The 19489-nt window shown below is 68.6% G+C and carries 14 protein-coding genes and 1 pseudogene; 5 read left to right on the forward strand and 10 right to left on the reverse strand.

Annotated elements, in window-relative coordinates:
- Window position 1: 1 nt before the first annotated feature.
- The 7 genes from QXK92_RS19305 to QXK92_RS19335 are packed head-to-tail and all read right to left on the reverse strand — an operon-like array spanning window position 2 to window position 8091.
- Complete coding sequence (locus QXK92_RS19305; RefSeq protein WP_306243875.1) at window positions 2-1153, reverse strand: MCE family protein; 1152 nt, start codon at window positions 1151-1153, stop codon at window positions 2-4.
- On the reverse strand, window positions 1150-2709 hold the full coding sequence (locus QXK92_RS19310; RefSeq protein ID WP_306243877.1) for a virulence factor Mce family protein: 1560 nt from the start codon (window positions 2707-2709) through the stop codon (window positions 1150-1152). Before QXK92_RS19310 ends, QXK92_RS19305 begins: the two co-directional genes overlap by 4 nt.
- Window positions 2706-4169 carry an MCE family protein gene (locus QXK92_RS19315; protein WP_306243879.1) on the reverse strand — a complete coding sequence of 488 codons (1464 nt, stop codon included), beginning with the start codon at window positions 4167-4169 and terminating at the stop codon, window positions 2706-2708. The genes QXK92_RS19310 and QXK92_RS19315 overlap by 4 nt, the downstream gene beginning before the upstream one ends.
- Entirely contained in the window at window positions 4166-5206 is a 1041-nt protein-coding gene (locus QXK92_RS19320; RefSeq protein WP_306243881.1) for an MCE family protein, read from the reverse strand. The genes QXK92_RS19315 and QXK92_RS19320 overlap by 4 nt, the downstream gene beginning before the upstream one ends.
- Entirely contained in the window at window positions 5203-6420 is a 1218-nt protein-coding gene (locus QXK92_RS19325) for an MCE family protein (RefSeq protein WP_306243884.1), read from the reverse strand. The genes QXK92_RS19320 and QXK92_RS19325 overlap by 4 nt, the downstream gene beginning before the upstream one ends.
- A gap of 5 nt (window positions 6421-6425) precedes the next feature.
- On the reverse strand, window positions 6426-7292 hold the full coding sequence (locus QXK92_RS19330; protein WP_306243886.1) for an ABC transporter permease: 867 nt from the start codon (window positions 7290-7292) through the stop codon (window positions 6426-6428).
- 1 nt (window position 7293) lies between these two features.
- On the reverse strand, window positions 7294-8091 hold the full coding sequence (locus QXK92_RS19335; protein ID WP_306243888.1) for an ABC transporter permease: 798 nt from the start codon (window positions 8089-8091) through the stop codon (window positions 7294-7296).
- Between the two features lie 454 nt (window positions 8092-8545).
- On the opposite strand from QXK92_RS19335, the gene QXK92_RS19340 reads away from it, so the two are divergent.
- The 5 genes and pseudogenes from QXK92_RS19340 to QXK92_RS34125 all read left to right on the forward strand — a co-directional run bounded on the left by QXK92_RS19340 (window position 8546) and on the right by QXK92_RS34125 (window position 13008).
- Window positions 8546-9157, forward strand: a complete 612-nt coding sequence (locus tag QXK92_RS19340) for a TetR/AcrR family transcriptional regulator (protein ID WP_306243890.1) — start codon at window positions 8546-8548, stop codon at window positions 9155-9157.
- Window positions 9158-9233: 76 nt separating this feature from the next.
- On the forward strand, window positions 9234-10790 hold the full coding sequence (locus tag QXK92_RS19345) for an MFS transporter (protein WP_306243892.1): 1557 nt from the start codon (window positions 9234-9236) through the stop codon (window positions 10788-10790).
- On the forward strand, window positions 10787-11563 hold the full coding sequence (locus QXK92_RS19350; RefSeq protein WP_306243894.1) for an SDR family oxidoreductase: 777 nt from the start codon (window positions 10787-10789) through the stop codon (window positions 11561-11563). The genes QXK92_RS19345 and QXK92_RS19350 overlap by 4 nt, the downstream gene beginning before the upstream one ends.
- 94 nt (window positions 11564-11657) lie before the next feature.
- Window positions 11658-12161 (forward strand): annotated as a pseudogene (locus QXK92_RS34120) (PE family protein); the annotation flags it as partial.
- A 673-nt stretch (window positions 12162-12834) separates the two neighbouring features.
- The gene (locus tag QXK92_RS34125) at window positions 12835-13008 is read left to right on the forward strand and encodes a hypothetical protein (RefSeq protein WP_371934567.1); all 174 of its coding nucleotides are present in this window, start codon (window positions 12835-12837) and stop codon (window positions 13006-13008) included.
- A gap of 33 nt (window positions 13009-13041) precedes the next feature.
- Here QXK92_RS34125 and QXK92_RS19360 read toward each other — a convergent pair whose 3' ends face one another.
- The 3 genes from QXK92_RS19360 to QXK92_RS19370 all read right to left on the reverse strand — a co-directional run bounded on the left by QXK92_RS19360 (window position 13042) and on the right by QXK92_RS19370 (window position 19364).
- Entirely contained in the window at window positions 13042-16851 is a 3810-nt protein-coding gene (locus tag QXK92_RS19360) for a PE family protein (RefSeq protein WP_306243898.1), read from the reverse strand.
- A 636-nt stretch (window positions 16852-17487) separates the two neighbouring features.
- Window positions 17488-18489 (reverse strand): glycoside hydrolase family 6 protein, encoded by a 1002-nt coding sequence (locus QXK92_RS19365; RefSeq protein WP_306243900.1) that lies wholly within the window; start codon window positions 18487-18489, stop codon window positions 17488-17490.
- 59 nt (window positions 18490-18548) lie between these two features.
- Window positions 18549-19364, reverse strand: a complete 816-nt coding sequence (locus QXK92_RS19370) for an SDR family NAD(P)-dependent oxidoreductase (RefSeq protein ID WP_306243902.1) — start codon at window positions 19362-19364, stop codon at window positions 18549-18551.
- Window positions 19365-19489: the final 125 nt, after the last annotated feature.

The following is a 19489-nucleotide window of genomic DNA, read 5'->3' on the forward strand; positions in this document are numbered from 1 at the left end:
GCTACTGACCTCGTTCGACGAGTGGGCCGCCGGGTGCATTGTTCGGGTTGGTGCTGAACCTGACGTCGGGAATCATGGTGTTCGGATCGCGTCCCCACGACTGCTCGAGGGCCCGGAGCATCCCGGAGAAGCCGGTTCCGGTGAGCAGGCCGTTGTCGAGGGCGCTGAGCGTGAGATCGACATCGAGCGACGTGTTGATGAAGTCGCCCCGGAACGTCTTGGGAACGGCGTCGATGTCGAACGGGGCGGTCAGCGCCACCTTCAGCGCAGGCACCAGATACGGCGCCGCCCGGATGAGCTGGGCCAGCGGGCGCTGCAGGGACACCAGATTGCGGTGCAGGCTGGGCTGGGTCGCTCCGATCGTCTGCAGGGTGACGTCGCTGAACCGGCCCAACGACTCGACAGCGTCGATGACCCGGACCTGCGATTCGGTCAGATATTTCACCAGTGGCGGCAGCTCGGTCAGCGCGGAGTTGAGGGTGGCGTTATGGGCCGCGGCCATCGCCAGGATCCGGTCGGCCGCGTCGATGGCGTGGGTGATGTCGCCCACCTGTTCGTCGAGTTTGGCGGTGAAGGTGTCGAGTTTGCCCAGCAGCGCCCGGATCTGGTCGCCCCGGCCGTTGACGATGTTGTAGGCCTCGTCGGAGATGACCTCCAGGTTCGCGACGCCTCCACCGCGGAGCAGGGTCGCGATGCTGGCCAGCGTCTGTTCCGTGCTGGGGAAGGCCGAGGAGTTCTTCAGGTCGATGGTGTCGCCGTTGCGTAGTGGCTGCGGCGACGGATTCGCTTGCGGCGGCGCCAGTTCCACGTGCTGAGTGCCGAGCAGGCTGGTCTGGCCGATCTTTGCCGTGGCGTTCCTGGGCAGCCGCACACCGTTCTGCAATTCCAGCGTCACGACGGCGACCCAGTTCTTGATGGTGATCGACCGCACCCGCCCGACGTAGACATCGGCGACCATGACCTTGCTGTTAGGGGTGAGCGCCAGCGTGTCGGGCATCTGGACGTTGACGGTGTAGGTGCCCGACCCGGAGCCGGGTCCGCCGGGAATCGGCACGTTGGCGATGCCGCGCCACTGGGCACAGGACGTCAGCGCGACCGCGATCGCGATCAGCGCCAGGATCCGCCTGGCGCCGTGGAAGACTCGGGCCCTCACCGGCCTGCCCCCAGCTGAGCTGGGAGCGGCCCCGGCGCCGGCGTCGGCGCGACCGGACCCGGGATCACCTCAGGCCCGGGAGCCGGTGGGCCGGCGGGCTGGGGGTACCAGGGCGGTGGCAGCGGGCTGGACTCGTTGTAGGCGTCCGGGGGTCCGGTCATGGTGTGCCCCGGCGCCGGTGGCGCGGCATCCGGCCCGCCGAGCAGCTCGGCCACCGACTGCGGCGTCAGCAGATTCTGCGTTGCGGGCCGGACCTGAACGCCCTGCATTCCCGGAGCCGTCACCCAGTCCGTTCCGAAGTTGCCGTGCGAGAACGGTGTATCGGGAGAGAAGATCCCCGGCACCGTGGTGTCTTTGTATCCAGGCGGTGGCTGCAGGCGGGGTTCGGAGTATGCCAGGTGCTTGGGCTGCGTCTCGGCGGTGCTGAACGGCATCAGCCCGAACGGCAGGTAGTTGAACTTCATCGCGTCCAGCACCGGCGTCAGGTACTGCGCGCACATCTCCGCGGAGTCCTGATAGCCGAGCCGGCTTCCGGCCTGGATCGCACTGCAGATGAGTTCCAGCGGGTTTGCGAAGTTGGTGACCGCAGGGATGATCGTCAGGGCACCGTGGCTGGGGTGGTAGGTGTTGGCGCTGTTGGCGGCGAAGGTCGGGAACACGTGCAGGAAGGTCTCCAGGTCGTTTGCCGTGCCGGGTTGCACCAGCGGGGTGGTAGCCGTGGCGAGGTTGTTGACGTCGCGGGTCAGCACCCCGGCGTTGTCGTCGAGGAATTTGTGCAGGACCGGCAGCAGGGCATTGAGTTGCGTCGCGGCGTCGGCCACTGCGTGATCGGTCGGGGTCAGGCTCGACGTCAGCTGCGCCAGATTGGCGTTCAGCGATACCAGCTGCTGCTCGTTGATGTGCAGCGCGTTGAGGAAGGTCGCCAGGCCGCGCAGCACCGCGAACGTTTCCCCGCGGCTTTCGTTCAGCGTCGACAGCGCAGCCGAAAGGCTGTTCAGTGACCGGTTGATTTCGTCGCCCTTGCCGGACAGCCCGTCGGCCAGGGATTCGATGGCGTCACCGATCGGCCCCTTGGGCTGTTGCGGGGTGGGCCCGAGCGCGGACACCGTCCGGCTGATGCTGTCGCGCAGGTCGTCCCATTCGACGGGTACCTGCGTGCGCTCGAGCGGAATCACCGTGCGGTCGGTCAGGACGGGCCCGCCGTTGTAGGGCGGCTCCAGCTGAATGGTCCGTGACGCCACCAGCGTGGGGCTCAGAATCACCGCGGCCGCGTTGGCGGGCACCTTGTACTTGTTCTCGTAGTGGAACGTCACTTTCATCTGGCCGCCGGCAGGCTCGACGGTGTCGACCGACCCGGCCGGCACGCCCATGATCGTGACGTCATCACCCGGATACAGGGCGTTGGCCTGCGCGAAGTAGGCGACGATCGTGTTGGTCGTCATCTTCCGGTACAGCCGCCAGCCGCCGTACGCACCGGTCACGGCCAGCACCACGGCCAGGACCGCGACGAGAATCGACCTGCGCCGCTGCCGAACGACCGTGATGACGCTGCTCACTGGCCACCTCCTGCTGGGTTCGGTACGGCGGGCAGCACGGCCGGCAGTGGTGCCAGCGGTTCCGTCCGGGCCCCCGGTGGTGCGCTGGGCGGCAACGGCATTGGGGTGCCGGGGACCGCCGGAGGCGGGTCGCCCGGGCGTCCGGCAATCGGGACCCCCGGTGATAGCGGCGGACCGGCCGGGTTGGGTGGTGAAGTCGCCACCGCGACCGGACCCGGGTAGCCGCCACCCCCGAACGGGCCGAACGTCAGCCCGGCGCACGGCAACGGGTTGTCCGGCCGCGGCAGGCCGTCGGCCGCGGGGGTGTACGCGCAGGGTGAGCCAGGCGGGACGGCCGGACCCGGATGCTCCGCAGTGCCCTCGAGCACGGGCGGTGCCGGCGGCGGTGCGCCGTTGGGGAATCGGGTGCCGTTCGGGTCCGGCCATTGGAACGCCGGCAATCCGGCACTGCGCCAGAAGTTTTCGGGATCGATGCCGCGCTTCTTGAACGCGGCGTCCACCCACGGTTGCAGCGCCTGATACGGCACGAGGTTGAAGATCGCCGCCTTGACATACGGCCCGGAGGACACGATTTCGGAAAGCGACGCCACGAACTTGCCGAGTTCGGTGACGGTCGTGGTCAGGTCGTCCTTGCGCTGGACCAGCACCTCGCTGACCGTGTTCACCTGCTTGAGCACCGTGTTCAGGTTCGGGTTGTCGTTGATCAGTCCCTGCACCTGGGTGGTGACCGTCCTGATGTTGTCGAGCAGGGCTGCGACGGCTTGCGAGCGCTGGTTGATCGCGGCGAGCAGTGTCTGGGCGTTCACCAACAGCCGATTGATCTGCTCGCCGTGCACACCGAGTACCCCGGCGACCTTGCTGACCTCGCCGAGCAGATGCTGGATGCGTTCGTCGCGCTTGCCGACGGTGTCGGCGAATCGCTGCACGCCGTCGAGCGCTGCGCTCAGGTGCGGGTGGGTCTGTTCGACCGTCTGGGACAGTACCTGCAGCGAGCGTTTGACCGTGTCGATGTCCCAACCGCCGGCGGCGTTCGTGGCGTCCAGGAACGCGTCGTAGATCTGGTACGGAGTGCTGGTCTGGCCGACCGGCAAGGTCCCGCCCGGGCGCAACGACTGTTCGCCGCGCGGTTCGATCTCCACCACCTTCTTGCCCAGGATGGTGTCGGTCCGGATCGAGAGCCGACTCTTGGTACCAATCGTGTTGTCCCCGAGAGTGAATCGCACCACCACATGACCGGTCGCGATCTTGATCTCCTGCACGACACCGACGTCCATGCCGGTGATGCGGACCTTGTCACCGCGATGCAGGCCGCCCGAATCGGTGAACTCGCCGTAGTACCGCGGTTCGGCGAAGATCATCGGCAAACTGGTGAAGCATTGGCCCACCGCGGTGACCAGTGCCGTCAGCACGATCGCCAGCACGCCGGTGCGAACCCGGTTCGGCGCTTGCAGGGTCCTCATTGCGGTGTGCACCTGCCGGTCGGTTGCTGGGTCAGCCGGACTTTGCGGACCGGGCCGCCGGGCTGCAGGCCGTTGAGGGTGACGGTGACGTCGCAGAGATACAGATTGATGAAGTCGCCGTAGGTGCCTGCGCTGCGTCCCAACAGGGTGAGGGCGGTCGGCAGCTTGTGCAGGAGGTCGTCCAGCTCACTGCTGCCGTCCACCAGCGGTTGCAACACGCCCTGTGCCGAGGACACCGTGGTGCGCAGCAACGGCCGGTTGTCGGCCAGCAGGTTGGTCAGCCGGCCCGAGACGTTGCTCAGGTTCGCGACGCTGTCCGCAAGTGGCTCAGCCTGATTCGACAGCCCGGTGATCAGGTTCTCCAGGTTGACGACCGTCGCATCGACTTGCCCCGCCTGTTTGACGATCGAATCCAGCACGGTATCAAGGTTTTTCACGACCGCCCCGATCGCCTCGTCCCGGTCGGCCAGGGCGGAGGTGAGGCGCGCCGTGTGGTCCAGGATGTCGTTGATGGTGCCGCCCTGTCCCTGGAACACCGTGATGATTGCCGAGGCGATGGTGTTGACCTTCGCGGGATCCAGGGCGCGAAACACCGGCCGGAACCCGCCGATCAGCGCGTCGAGGTCGAGGGCCGGTTCGGTGCGCTGCAGCGGGATGCGACTGCCCGGGGGCAGCAACCGGTCGACCCCATCCCCGGTGCCTCGCTTGAGCTCCAGGTAGCGATCGCCGATCAGATTGGCGTAGCGGATCGATGCGATGGTCGATTGATACAGCGGCAGTGCACGGTCCACGGTGAAACGCACCCGAATGTGTCTGCCACCGTCGACGAGTTGCAGGCTCTTCACCTTGCCGACCTCGACGCCGGACGCGCGGACGAACTGGCCGGCCCGCAAGCCGCTCCCGGACGCGAAGTCCGCAGAATAGTCGTCGGCGTTTTCGAAGCGGATCTGGCCGAAGATCACGATGGTGATGGCCGTGAAGAGCAGCAGCACCACGGACAGAGCTGCGAGTTTGATCGCGGTCGACGTCAGCTTCATGGGTTGATCGTGTTCTCCCCCATTTGACGTCCCCAGACGTATTCGATCGCCCACGGTGAACCGATTTCGAAATGGTTGTAGGGGGCGATGCTGGCTCCGGTGTCGAGCACCAACGCCGGCGCCGGCCACAGGTCCCGGGTGATGGTCTGCCAGCAGCCGGGTGCACCGCCGGGCCCGCCGCGCGCATTGACCCTCGGCAGGTTCTCCGGGAAGACGTAGGGATTGGTGCCACCGACGATCTGGGTGTGCGCCCGCAGCGAGTATCCGTTGCCGGTGCCTTCGGCGGCGGCGACCGCCGGCGCCACCTGCGCCGCGTTGCGGATGCTGCAGAACAGTTCGGGGCTGTAGGTGTCGAGTAGACCTGTCGTCGGCGCCAATTGAGTCAGCGTCCGCGCCAGCGGCTCACGACTGCGGTCCACCACATCGGCACCGGTGTTGGCGAAGCCGATGGCCGCCAACAATGTTGCGTCCAACTGCTGTTGCTGCTCGTTGAGGGTGCGCGCGGTGGTCGTCACGTTGGACAGGAGATTCCACAGGTCCGGTGACGAGTCAGCCAGTGTGTCGGCGACCCGGGCCAGCTGGCGAACGTCATGGCCGAGCTGGTCCATCTTCGGGTTCAGGTTGTCGAGGACCTTGTTGCCGTTTTCCAGCGAAGTCCCGAACTTGCTCCCCAACCCCGACAAGGCTTCGGCGGTCCCGCTCAGCGTGAGGTTCAGCTTCACCGGATCCACCGACTGCGCGATGGATGTCAGGGTCTGAAATACGGTGTTGATCTCGGTGGACACCGACGTCGCGTCGATCACGTCGTGGGTGCTGATCGGGGCACCGGGATTCTTCGGGGAGGCCAGTGCGACGAACTTCCCGCCGAACACCGTGGTCGCCTTGATCGAGGCGACCACATTGACCGGAATCAGCTGCAGGTATTCCGGCGACACGTCCAGGGTGAACTTGGCCGCGGGCTTGCCGCCGTGCTCGATTTCACTGATGCTGCCGACCTTGCCGATCTCGACCCCGTTGAACGTCACCTTCGAACCGGTTCCGACGAGAAGGCCCGCGCGGTCCGAGACCAGCGTCAGCGACTCCTTCGGGGTGAAACCCCCGCCGAACTGGACGAAGGCCAGAATGCCCAACACGATCAGGACCGCCAGCCCGATGGCCCCGGCGATTTTGAACGGCGGATTCCGGGGCCCGGTTCCCATGAACGCTGTCGTCATCGCCGTTACACCGTGAGGTTGAAATTCGGGTCGACGCCGTACAGCGCCAACGAGGCGAACATGGCCAGGACCACTACCGCGACCAGCGAGAACCGCATCGATCGGCCGACGCTCTCCCCGACACCGACCGGACCGCCGGCCGCGGTGTAGCCGTAGTAGCAGTGCGTGACCATCACGATGACGGCGATGACCACGGCAACGGCGAACGACCAGAACACGTCTTCGGGCCGCAGGAAGGTCTGGAAATAGTGGCTGTAGGTGCCGGTGGACTGCCGGTAGAGCATCGTCGTGACAACCTGCGGGGACAGGAACGCCATGACCATCGACAGCGCGTACAGCGGCAGGATCACGACGGTCGCGGCGGTGATCCGGGTCGACGCCAAGAACGCAATCGAGTTGACCCCCATCACTTCCAGCGCATCGATCTCCTCGCTGATCCGCATCGCACCCAACTCGGCGGTGGCGCCGGCGCCGACCGTCGCCGCCAGCGCGATGCCCGTCACCACCGGCGCGGCGATGCGCACATTGACCAGGGCGGCGAAGAAGCCGGTGAACACCCCGACGCCGATGTTGCCCAGCGAAGCGAAGCCCTGGATGGCGACCAGCGACGCGCCCGACAGCGTCACGAACGCGACGATCGCGGCGGTGCCACCGATCACCGCCAGCGCCCCGGTGCCCATGCCGATCTGCGCGATGAGCCGGATGGTCTCGGCGCGGTAGCGCCGCAGCGCCAGCGGGATCTGCCCGGCACTGATCACCGTGAACCAGAGCATCCGCCCGAACGCGTCGAGGCCGCGGCCGGCGCCCCCGGCGTAACGTTCGAAGCCGGCGCGTGCCCGTGGGAAGGGGCTGGCCACGACGGCGGTGGCCATGTCAGTGCCCCGATCCGAAGCGCACGCCGATGGTCGTGAGGATGACGTTGACGGCGAACAGGGCCAATACGCACAGCACGACCGTCTCGTTGACGGCAACCCCGACGCCCTTGGGACCGCCCGAGACGGTCAGACCGCGGTAACAGCCGACCAGGCCCGCGATAAGACCGAAGGACACCGCTTTGGTCATGGCGATGACCACTTCAGGCAAGCCTGTGACGAGGGTCAGGGTGGACAGGAAGGCGCCGCCCGAAACATGTTGGAGGTAAACGCTGAAAAGGAAGCTGCCGACCAACCCGACGATGATCACCAGGCTGTTGAGCAGGCTGGCGACCACGGTGGCGGCCAGCACGCGGGGCACCACCAGGCGGTGGATGGGATCGATGCCCATCACCTCCAGAGCGTCGATCTCCTCTCGGATGGTCCGCGCGCCCAAGTCGGCACAGATAGCAGTGGAACCGGTGCCCGCGACCACCAGCACGGTGGTCAGCGGACCAAGCTGCGTGACAGCGCCCAGCGCCGCGCCCGCGCCGGAGATGTCCGCTGCGCCGAACTCGGCCAGCAACAAGTTCAGGGTGAAGGTCAACAGGACCGTCAGCGGTATCGCCGCCATGATGGTCGGCAGGATCGTCACGCGCAGCAGAAACCAGCTCTGGAAGATCAATTCGCGCCAGCCCAGCGGCCAGCGGAAAAGCGCCTTGCCGGTCAGTGCCGACATCCGGGCGAAGCCCCCGACCATCGCCAGCGGGCCTTTCAACTGGCCAGCGATGGAGCTGCCCAATCCCGTCGTGGCGGTCATTGTCGTCCTGTCACGACGGAAGCGCCCGAGCGAAAAGCCGGTGATGGTCCGAGCATCAGGTGCGCCTCCTCCCCGATCGCCGGACCACCGACCGCCCGGTCACGTCACTGTCGCAACACCAGGTTGGTAATCGGTTGGTGTGACGGTCCGGGGGGTACCACAGCAGGCGCGGTGAAGCCGCGAAACCCCGCTTGCCGCTGGTGATGTCGAAGTGCTCACCACTTTCGCCACCCATGCTGGTTACCCCTGTCTGGTGCTGTGTGACCGTTACTGTGGCAACTCGGGATCCGGTGACGTCGCATCGTTCCGGACCACGGAACGATCGCTATGCCGGAGCGGCGCCTCGTCGGACCGCTGGACGTCAGGCAAGCGGGGATGGCAGCCCGGCGGGGCATCGACGCGCCGCGTGAGGTAACCGCCGGTCGCGGGCGTCCGCAATGTAACACTTGTCAACATGGCGTCCACTTCCTACCACCACGGCAACCTGCGGCAGGCGCTACTGGAACATGCGGTGCAGCTGGCAAAGGCCGGCGGGCCGGACGCGGTGGTGCTGCGCGACGTGCAACGGGCGGCCGGCGTGAGCAACTCCGCGGCATACCGGCACTACTCAGACCGGCAGGCGCTGCTGGGCGCGGTTCAGGTGTACGCGATGACGTTGCTGGGTGAGGCGATGCAGGAGTCGATCGCCGCGGTCCCCAATCGCGGCCCCCGCAATCGTCGCGCCCTCGCCCGGTTGCGCGCCACCGGCCAGGCCTACGTGGACTTCGCCCTCGCCGAACCTGGCCTATTCCGAACGGCATTCGCCCCAGACGGGCCCAAGGAGACCGACTCGACCGTCGCAACAGACCGTCACCCGTTCTACATTCTCAGCCGCTGCATCGACGACCTAGTCGCCACCGGCGTGCTGACCCCGAGCCGGCGGGACGGCCTGGACGAGGCCGCCTGGGCGGCCGTACACGGTCTGGCCTCGTTATATCTGGACGGGCCGCTGGCAGCTGCGGACGCCGACCGCAAGAAATTGATCACCGACCGCCTGCTCGACACCATCGAAGGCGGCATCCGCTAGGCGCAAATGTTGACACCGATAACTTGCGATGTCATGCTTGCCGATGTTATTGCTGTCAACATAAGGCGGACCCCTGATGAGTATCGATGCCCCCGAGCTTTCCCCGGTCGAGTCGCCACCCGTGCGGATCCGTCCCGCCGCCGTGCTGGCCGTCGTGCTGGTCGCCTCTCTGGCGATCAATGTCGAGACCACGATCGTCAATGTTGCGCTGCCGACTCTGAATTCGGCGCTCGGCGCGTCCACGCGCGGGTTGCAGTGGATCGTCGACGCCTACAATCTCGCGTTCGCCGCGCTGGTGTTGGCCGGCGGCACCGTCGGGGATAAGTTCGGCCGCCGCGGGACCCTGATCGCCGGGCTCGCGCTCTTCGCATTGAGCAGCGCCGGCGCGGCACTGTGCACGACGACCGGATCCCTGATCGCGATGCGGGTGGTGATGGGAGTGGCTTCGGCGTTGATCTATCCGACCACGCTGGCCATCATCACCGACACATTCCGCGAGCCGCGTCAGCGAGCGGTCGCGATCGGCCTGTGGGGCGCGGTGACCGGCCTCGGCGTGGCGATCGGCCCGATACTCGGCGGCGCGCTGCTCGAAGTGTTCTGGTGGGGAAGCCTTTTCCTGGCGCTGGCGCCCATCGCGCTCGCAGCGGCTTTCGCTGCGCCCGTCGTCATCCCGGCATCCACGCCTGACCCTGGATCGCGCCTCGATCGTGGCGGGCTGGTGCTCTCGGTGGTCATGCTGGGCTCGTTGGTCTACACCATCATCGAAGCGCCAGAACAGGGCTGGAGCTCGGTACGGACGTTGGCCGGCTTCGCCGTGGCACTCGTGGCCGGCATCGGCTTCGCGCTGTGGGAGCGGCGGCAAGCCGACCCGCTGATCGACGTCACGCTGTTCACCAATCTGCGTTTCAGCGCGGCCAGCGGGGCCGTCACCGTGGCGTTCTTCGCCTTGTTCGGGTTCATCTTCCTGATCACGCAGTTCATGCAACAGCTGCAGGGCTTCGGACCGCTGGGCACTGGTGTGCGCATCCTGCCGGTCGCGGTGTCGATCGCCATCGGATCTGTCCTCGGGACCAGGCTGGCCGTCAGGAGGGTCGGCACCAAAGCCGTTGTCTTCCTTGGCCTGCTGATGATGGCCGCGTCCTTCGCCTGGATCAGCACCTGCGACCTCAGCGTCAGCTACCTCGAGATGGCCGCGCAGATGGTACTGCTGGGCGGTGGCCTGGGCCTGACCACCGCCCCGGCCACCGACTCCATCATGGGTGTGGTGCGTCCCGAGCAGGCCGGCGCCGGGTCGGCCGTCAACGACGCCACCCGCCAGGTGGGCGGCACTCTCGGCGTGGCGGTCATCGGCAGCGTCTTCTCCACCCTCTACATCCGCCACCTCACCGAAAGTCAAGCGCTGCAGCACCTTCCGCAACCGGCTCGATCCGTTGCGCAGGAGGGCCTGGCCCAGGGTCTGGCCGTGGCGGGCCAATCTCCCGCTTCGATAGCGGACACCGTCCGCACCACCGTCAGCGACGCCTTCCTGTCCGGGATGAGCGCCGGCTGCCTGACCGCCGCGGCGGTCTGCCTGGCCGGAGCCTTCTTCGTACTCGCCGTGCTGCCGGCACACCCGGTCGGGAGCCGGGCATGAGCAGGCGCGACCAGTACGGACCATGGGCGGTGATCACCGGAGCCAGCGACGGAATCGGCCGCGCCATCGCCAAACGCGTTGCGGCAGAGGGCCTCGATGTCACGCTGGTCGCCCGCAGCGAAGCGAGGCTGCAGGAGTTGGCCGATGAATTGGAGCGGTCCTACGCGGTCAAGACCCAGGTGGTCGCCGTGGACCTCGGTCAAAAATCCGGACCGGCAACACTTTTGGATGCGACCAACGGGTTGGAGGTGGGCTTGGCCGTGCTGGCGGCCGGATTCGGGACTGCCGGACCGTTCGCTGACGCGGCCACTTCGGACGAACTGGAGATGATCGCCGTCAACGTCACCGCCGTCGCACAGCTCGCGCAGGCCTTCGCCGCCCGCATGACCAGACAGCGACGCGGCGGGATTGTCCTGTTCGGGTCCATCCTGGGCTGGCAGGGAGTGCCGGGCCAGGCGAATTACGCGGCCACCAAAGCATATGTTCAGAGCCTCGCCGAGGGCCTGCACCGTGAACTCAAGCCCAGCGGCGTCGACGTGCTGTCGGTGGCACCCGGACCGGTACATACCGGCTTCGCGGCACGGGCGGGCCTGACGATGAAGTCGGCCGCCGCTCCCGAAGCGGTGGCCAACGCGATGTGGTCAGCGCTGGGGCGACGGGTGACCGTCGTACCGGGACCGCAGGCAAAGGTCCTGACGGCCTCCCTGAAGCTGCTTCCCCGCGGGATCAGGTCGATGATTCTGGGCCGCGTGATGGCCTCGATGCGGCGCTGAAAAAGTTTCCGCGGAATTTCACCCCGGAGCGGCCCTACGCTTTTCTGACATGCGGTGATCCTCGGGCGATGACCGCGTCGGTTCGGAGGTCGAAATGTCCTTTGTCACAGCGGTTCCGGAGTTCTTGACGGCGGCTGCCGCTGATCTGGGGACCATCGGGTCCTCGATCGGTGCGGCCAACACCGCGGCGGCGGGCCCGACGTCGGCGTTGCTGGCTGCGGGCAGCGACGAGGTGTCGGCTGCTGTCGCGGCGATCTTCAACGAGCACGCGCGCGGTTACCAAGCGCTCAGCGCCGGGGCAGCGGAATTCCACCAGCACTTCGTGCACCTGCTGGCAACGGGCGCCGGTTCCTACGCCGGTGCCGAGGCCATCAATGCCAATCCGCTGCAGAACTTCCTCAATCAGGTCAATGGGGTCGCCGAGACGCTGCTGGGGCGCCCGTTGATCGGCGACGGTCGCGACGGTGTCGACGGAACCGGCGCGAGGGGACAGAACGGTGGATTGCTGTGGGGAAACGGCGGTAACGGCGGGTCGGGGGCGGCCGGACAGAACGGCGGTCGTGGCGGCGACGGTGGCTTCTTGTTCGGCAACGGTGGCCGCGGCGGGGCCGGAGGCGCCGTTCCCAATGGCTTCGCGGGTTTCGGCGGTAACGGCGGCAACGCAGTCGGGCTGTTCGGCAACGGCGGCGCGGGCGGGGTCGGCGGAGCCGGCGGTACCGGGGTCGCCGGCGACGGCGGCGATGGTGGCGGCGGCGGGTTCCTGTTCGGCAACGGTGGCGTCGGCGGTGCGGGCGGACGCGGCTTCGTCGCCGGCTGGGGCGGCTTCGGCGGAGACGCCCTGGGCTTGCTCTACGGCGCCGGCGGCACCGGGGGTGCCGGCGGAGCCACCCCCTTCAACGGTGGCGTTCCCGGCCTCGGCGGTACCGGTGGCAGCGGCAACATCCTGTTCAACCTGATCAGCACCGGGGCCGACGGCGGTGCCGGCGGCGACGCCGTCGGCAATACCACCGGTGGGCAGGGCGGGCAGGGCGGCAGCGGCGCCGGTCAGTGGCTCGGCTTCGGCGGCGCCGGCGGGGTCGGCGGCGCTTCGCTGGGCACCGGGACGGGCGGGCCCGGTGGGTTCGGCGGCGACGGCGGGGCCTTCTTCGGCCTCGGCGGGGCCGGCGGTAACGGCGGGGCTGCGGATGTCGGGGGCAAAGGCGGAGTAGGCGGGCTTGGTGGCCTCGGCGGCATCGTCTTCGGGCTCGGCGGCGCCGGTGGGAACGGCTTCGGTGCCGCCAACCTGGCAGTGGGCGGCAACGGCGGACAGGGTGGCTACGGCGGCATCCTGTTCGGCATCGGCGGCCATGGCGGCAACGGGGGCATCGGAGCCACTCCAGGCATCGGCGCACCCGGCGGGTTCGGGGCTTATCTGCTGTTCGGCCCTAACGGGGCGCCGGGGTTGACGCCTGCCTGAGTGAGGAGAAGCGGCTTATCGATCAACCGGATTGACCGTCGCCGCCACTAGTCGTGGCCAGATACGAGGCGCCCCCGTGGCCGCCGGCGCCGGGGAAGGCGCTCCCGCCGTTGCCGCCGAATTGGTCGCCGAAGTTCCCGAAGGCCCCGCTGCCACCGTCGCCGCCATCGACCCCACTGCTACCTGCCCGCCCTTGCAAGCCCGCGTTGTTCGTGGCCGCGCTACCGCCGCCACCACCGCCCCCGACGCCGGCACCCAGACCGGTACCGCCGGCGCCACCAAAGCCGTTTAGCGCCTGGCCATTTGCGGCGAAGTTGGAGGAGTTGCCTCCAGTACCGCCCGTTCCGGAAACGGCGCCGATGCCGCCTGCCGCGCCCCCTCCCCCGCCGCCGCCGCCGAATGCGATCTCGTCCATAGCGGCGCCTCCGCCACCGCCACCACCACCGCCACCCCTGCCGCCGACCGCACCCAGGGCGGCGGCACCTCCGCCGCCACTACCACCGCCGCCTCCGCCAGCGGCGGCGCGGGTAATCAGGTTGACTGCCGTGCCGCCCGTGCCGCCGGTACCGCCCTTACCTCCGCTGCCACCGATGGCAGCGCCTCCTCCGCCGTCGCCGCCGCGGCCACCCGCGCCCCCGCCGCCCCCTCCTCCGGAGAACCCGGTGTGCGGGAAGGTGGTTCCAGAGTTGTTGGCGCCACCGATGCCGCCGTTACCGCCGTTGCCGCCGTTGCCACCTTGGCCGCCGAGGGTGTTGCCACTCCCGGGTGCCCCGCCGGTGCCACCGGCTCCGCCAGTACCACCCTGGCCGCCGGCTTTACTGGTGGTGCCGGCGGCTTTGGTGATATCGGCACCGCCTAGGCCGCCGGACCCGCCGGACCCACCCTTGCCGCCGTTACCGCCCGCACCACCGCCGACACCGTTGATGCCGGCGCCCCCCGTGCCACCGGTACCGCCTGCACCGCCATTACCCCCGCTACCGCCGGCAGTAGCCTCGATGGGCGCTTCCGCGGAGATGCCGTCGAGACCCGACGCGCCGTTGCCGCCATCGCCACCGATCCCGCCGGTGCCGCCGGTGCCGATTCCGCCGTCGGCGCCGCCATCGGTCCCACTGCCCGCAGCACCGGCGGTCCCGCCGGTACCGCCCTGACCACCAGCCCCACCGGCGCCGCCGGAGAAGCCGGTGTTGGCGCCGCCTAATCCTCCGGTTCCGCCAACACCGCCAACGCCGCCCTTCCCGCCGTTACCACCACCGGCGCCGTTGGCCCCGGCGCCGCCGGAACCGCCTCGGCCGCCGGCGCCGCCCTGTCCGCCCGGGCCGCCCGCGGTGGCCGCATTCCCGGACGCGCCATCGACGCCGGCACCTCCACTGCCGCCGTTGCCGCCGAGACCGCCGGTGCCTCCGGTGCCGATACTGCCGTCGGCACCGCCGTCGACGCCTGCACCGGCCGCCCCCGCAGCACCTCCGGTACCACCTTGACCGCCGGCGGCACCCGCCCCACCGGTATTGCCTGTGTTGTTTCCGCCGTTGCTGCCGGCCCCGCCGGATCCACCGACGCCACCCCTGCCGCCGGCACCGCCACCGAGGCCGTTGAAGCCGCCCCCTCCCGAACCCCCTCGGCCGCCAGCGCCGCCCTGTCCACCCTGGTTACCTTGGACGGGATCAGCGCCCGAGGCACCTGCGATGGTGTTGTCGGCCCCCGCCCCACCATTGCCTCCCAAACCACCGACACCGCCCGTTCCGCCGGTACCGGTTGAGCCGCCGTCGGTGCCTTTGCCGGCCGCGCCCGCAGCACCTCCGGTACCGCCCTGACCACCGGCGGCACCCGCTCCTCCGGTGATACCGGTGTTGTCTCCACCGTTGCTGCCGGCCCCACCCGAGCCACCGACGCCGCCTTTGCCGCCGGCGCCACCTCCAGTACCGCCGAATCCGGCACCGCCGTCACCGCCTTTTCCACCCGCACCACCCTCGCCGCCCTGATTGCCCGCGAGCGGATCCGCACCCGAGGCACCAGCACTGGCATTGTCGGCACCAGCCCCGCCGTTTCCACCCAACCCACCCACGCCCCCCGTGCCGCCGCTTCCGACTGCGCCGCCGTCGGTGCCGTTACCCGCCGCACCCGCGGCCCCACCGGTTCCGCCCTGACCCCCGGCCGCTCCCGCTCCACCGGTGATGCCGGTGTTATTTCCGCCGTTGCTGCCGGCCCCACCGGACCCACCGACACCGCCTTTGCCGCCGGCTCCACCGCCGACACCACCGATACCGGCACCGCCCGCACCTCCTTGACCGCCGGCGCCGCCTTGCCCGCCCTGGTTACCCGTAACAGGAGTTGCACCCGAGGCCCCGGCGGCGTCGTTGTCTGCCCCTGTGCCGCCGTTGCCACCCAAACCGCCGACGCCGCCGGTGCCGATGCCGCCAAGGGCGCCGCCGTCGGTACCGCTGCCCCCGGCACCCGCTACTCCCCCGGTGCCACCCTGACCGCCGACGGCACCGCTTCCGCCGGTGATGCCGGTATTGGCACCGCCCTGTCCACCGGTACCGCCGACGCCTCCGACACCGCCTTTCCCGCCGGCTCCACCCCCGACACCGCCAATTCCGGCGCCGCCGGCACCGCCTTTGCCGCCCGCGCCGCCCTGGCCACCGGGGTCTCCCCCGGTCGGCGTGACACCGGGCTGGCCGTCCAAGCCGGCCGCACCGCCACCCCCGGTGCCCCCGGTGCCCCCGACGCCACCGACACCGTTCGCGCCGTGGGCACCGGCCGCACCGCCGATGTTGAAGGGAGTCGTCACAGCACCCCCGACCCCACCGGCTCCGGCGCTGCCGCCACCTCCACCGCTCCCACCGTCGCCCCCGATAGTGCCGGGGATAGTGGCGTTGCCGCCGTGCCCGCCCTGGCCGCCGACACCGCCCAGGCCACCGGACCCGCCCGTACCAGCTGAGCCACCGATCAGTGACTGATCGGTGCCCCCGGCCCCGCCGTTACCACCCACCCCGCCCATTCCGCCTGCGTGCCCGCTCAGTCCGCCGGGCCCCGGAGCACCCGCAGCACCGGAGGCCCCGGCACCGCCAATTCCACCAACCCCACCAGCCCCGGCTGACCCGAACAGCGAGATCAGCTGCCGGTTCGCCCCACCGGGCCCACCGTCGCCGCCCGCCCCGCCGGCCTGAAGGGTGCCGGCCGCGCCGGCCGCACCCGCTCCACCCGCACCGCCGGCCCCGCCGTTGCCGCCACCGAGAAATCCGTTTGCACCGCCGGATCCGCCGACGCCGCCCGCTCCGCCCGGGGTAGTGGCATTCCCGCCGGCGCCACCGGCGCCACCCGCACCCCACAAGCCGGCCGATCCACCGCGGCCACCCGTCAGTCCGGGGGCACCCGATCCGCCGTCACCGCCGTTGCCCCAGATCCACCCGCCGTCGCCGCCGGCTTGCCCGGTGCCCGGCGCGCCATTGGCGCCGTTACCGATCAACGGGCGACCCGTGAGCGCCCTGATCGGGTCGAATGCCACCAGACTCTGGATGTCTTGCGTCAGTGTCTGCAACGAAGCCGCGCTCGAGGCCTCCGCTGCCGAATACCTCCCAGCACCTGCCAGGAGGTTCTGTACCAATCCCGTGTGCACAAGCGCCATACGAGCACTCAACGTCTGGAAGTCCTGCGCATAGGTACCGAAGAGGTTGGTCACAGCCGCTGACACCTCGTCGCCGGCCGGTGGTGCGATGGTCGTGGTCCACGGCGCCGCCGTGGCACCGGCGGCCCGAAGAGCGTCCCCAATTCCGTCCACCTCGGTCGCTGCCGCGATCAGAACCTCAGGATGGATGAATACAAAAGACGACATATTGGCCTCCGGGCCTCATGCGGAATTTCAAAACTGCGCCGCGCACGCTACTCCGGCAGGAGATTATTTTCTACCAATTCTCGACCTTTACAGCCGAAAATACCGCGAGCGCGTCAGGCCGCGCCCGGGGAGGCCAGGACTTCCTCGACCGCGGCCCGTAAGCGTGAAAACGCGGTTGTAATGCACTTTTGGCGACTGGTGCGGTGGCATGAGTCCGTGGAGCCACGCCCCCGGATCCTTCGTTCAAGCGACGGGCGAGTGCCGTGCGCCCAATGGCGTGTTACGAAAACAGCGGCCGCCATACCGCCAGAACCACATATTGATATTCGATTCTAAAACGTGAATTTTAGTGCAGTGGGTGACATGAAACGGACTTAGTGAATTCGTGCACAGACTTTAATAATTTCGGTGTACCCGGCGTCGGCCCACACCGAACGCGTCATCGATCCCGAGGCGTGCGCGGATTCGACTACCGCTTGCAACGATCCGCTGCACAAGATGTGTCCGCCCGCTACAGGGCCGTCGGCCACTCGACAACCGAATCACAGCCAGACGCAACTGCTTTCATGCCGCCCGGACACAGTAGGACCGGGCGCAACCTGCCGGACCTGCCCGGCAGTGAAGGCGCTAGACCGTTTACTGACCCGCGTTCTGGGCCAGATCGATGGCGTACTGGCTCACGAAGTGGCCCGCCGACGCGCCGCCGTTGCACGACCCGTCGGACTCACCGGGACGCTTGACCCACAGGTAGGCGTCGGCGTGCGCGCCCGCCGTCGCCGTGGTGGGCGGGGTGCCCAGGGCGCGCCCGGACGGGTTGCACCAACTCAGTGCGGAGTCGGGCGCCGGCCCGGCCCCGTTGCGCGACGTGTCGATCACGTAGTGCGCACCGCCCGTCATCCCCGAGATGGCTTCGCCGTAGCCGGTTTCCTCATCGGTGCTGAAGAAGTTCGAGACGTTGAGGCTGAACCCACGCGCGTGGGTCACACCGACCTGGTTGAGCCGGTTGGCGATCTCCTCGGCACTCATCCAGCGCGAGTGCCCGCCGTCGACGTAGACCGCGGCGGCCGGATCGCGGGTCAGCGTGTCCACCGCGTAGCGGATCAGGTCGAAGCGTTCCTGACGCTGGTCGGCCGACAGGCAGTCGGCCATGTCGAGGGCGTCGGGTTCGACGATGATCGCCGCCGGCGAACCGCCCAGGCCGGACGAGATGCTGTCGATCCACGCGCGGTAGTCCGCACCGGAGGCGAAGCCACCCGAGGCGTAACTGCCGCAGTCGCGATGCGGGATTCCGTACAGCGCGAAGATCGGCATGCTGCCGGCGGCCTGCGCGGCGCCGGTGTAGCTCGCGACCCGCCCGCCGACCGAACCGGCCGGAAACGCCTGGTCGAGCCAGTACGCCTGCGGGGTGTTGGCGATGGCCGTCAGCTGCGCACTTCCCGGATTGGCATTGTGGGCCGCCATCGCCGCCGACGCCGGGTCGACGTAGAAGGACTGTCCGGCCAGCGGATTCGACGAATCGACCAGACGCAGCGCCGGGGCGGACTGCGTCAGGCCGGCCGACAGAGCCGTGGCCGCGACGGCCGTGACCGTCAGGAAAGGAGCGATCCAGCGGGAAACTGCGCGCGCAGCTGTTGACATCACGCCAGTAAAATAATGCCGAATTGTGATAATCGCCAATCCTCGGCGACGGCTCGGACTCAGTGCCCCTTGAACTCGTCCATCGAGTTGTAGACGCCAACGCGGCGCAGGTAGAAGTCGCGCAGCCGGATCGGCAGCACGGCGCTGAGCACCTTGTTCATCTTGGACGTCCACGGAATGACGACGAACGGGCTGCCCTGCAGCATCGCCTTCCACGTCTCAGCGACGACGTCCTCCTGCTCGAGCATGGGGGTGAACAGGATGCCTTTGGCGCCGTCGAACATGCCCGTGTTGATGTAGGTCGGGCAGACCGTGGTGATCTTCACCTGGTCGTGGCCGGCCTGTTCCAGCTCGAGCCGCACGGAATCGGAGAAGCCGATCGCCGCCCACTTGGACGCCGCATATGCGGCCATCCGCGGAATGGCGTTGAGTCCGGCCGACGATGCGATGTTGACCAGCCGGCATTGTGCGCCCGACTGGATCATGGCCGGCAGAAATTCCCGGGCGACCAGCATCGGGCCGATGGAGTTGACCTCGACGGTGAGTGTGAAGTCGCGTGGCTCGTTCTCCCAGAAGTAGCCGTTGCCCCGCACGATGCCGGCGTTGTTGAACAGCACGTGGATTGTGCCGACGGTGCTACGGACCTGCTCGGCGGCCTCGGCGACCCGCTCCTGTGAGGTGACGTCGACCGTGTCGTAGTGGATGGTGCCCCCAGCCGCCTCCAACTCGGTTGCGGTCTCCTTCAGCGCCGCCTCGTTCGCGTCCCACAGGGTCACCGACGCTGCGCCCTCTTTGACGGCCTGGGTGGCGAACAGCTTGCCGAGGCCCATGGCGGCGCCGGTGACTAGGACGTTGGTGCCTTTGACGGATTGCATGACTGAGCTCCTCTGGGCATCGTCGGTGAAGCAACGGGTAGCTCCTACCGTTCTATCTCATCGGATGCCGGGGCGATGAGTTTGGCGACGTTCGCTGGTCTGACCCGTTGACCGAGATATCGCGT

Origin of the sequence: Mycobacterium sp. TY815 (assembly GCF_030755135.1) — a bacterium.
Classification (GTDB): domain Bacteria; phylum Actinomycetota; class Actinomycetes; order Mycobacteriales; family Mycobacteriaceae; genus Mycobacterium.

Bases quoted from the DNA above. Each gene is read 5' to 3' on its own strand.
- QXK92_RS19315 (WP_306243879.1), bottom strand. From the start codon at position 4,169: ATGAGGACCCTGCAAGCGCCGAACCGGGTTCGCACCGGCGTGCTGGCG.
- QXK92_RS19320 (WP_306243881.1), bottom strand. From the start codon at position 5,206: ATGAAGCTGACGTCGACCGCGATCAAACTCGCAGCTCTGTCCGTGGTG.
- QXK92_RS19325 (WP_306243884.1), bottom strand. From the start codon at position 6,420: ATGACGACAGCGTTCATGGGAACCGGGCCCCGGAATCCGCCGTTCAAA.
- QXK92_RS19330 (WP_306243886.1), bottom strand. From the start codon at position 7,292: ATGGCCACCGCCGTCGTGGCCAGCCCCTTCCCACGGGCACGCGCCGGC.
- QXK92_RS19335 (WP_306243888.1), bottom strand. From the start codon at position 8,091: ATGACCGCCACGACGGGATTGGGCAGCTCCATCGCTGGCCAGTTGAAA.
- QXK92_RS19340 (WP_306243890.1), top strand. From the start codon at position 8,546: ATGGCGTCCACTTCCTACCACCACGGCAACCTGCGGCAGGCGCTACTG.
- QXK92_RS19345 (WP_306243892.1), top strand. From the start codon at position 9,234: ATGAGTATCGATGCCCCCGAGCTTTCCCCGGTCGAGTCGCCACCCGTG.
- QXK92_RS19350 (WP_306243894.1), top strand. From the start codon at position 10,787: ATGAGCAGGCGCGACCAGTACGGACCATGGGCGGTGATCACCGGAGCC.
- QXK92_RS19360 (WP_306243898.1), bottom strand. From the start codon at position 16,851: ATGTCGTCTTTTGTATTCATCCATCCTGAGGTTCTGATCGCGGCAGCG.
- QXK92_RS19365 (WP_306243900.1), bottom strand. From the start codon at position 18,489: ATGTCAACAGCTGCGCGCGCAGTTTCCCGCTGGATCGCTCCTTTCCTG.
- QXK92_RS19370 (WP_306243902.1), bottom strand. From the start codon at position 19,364: ATGCAATCCGTCAAAGGCACCAACGTCCTAGTCACCGGCGCCGCCATG.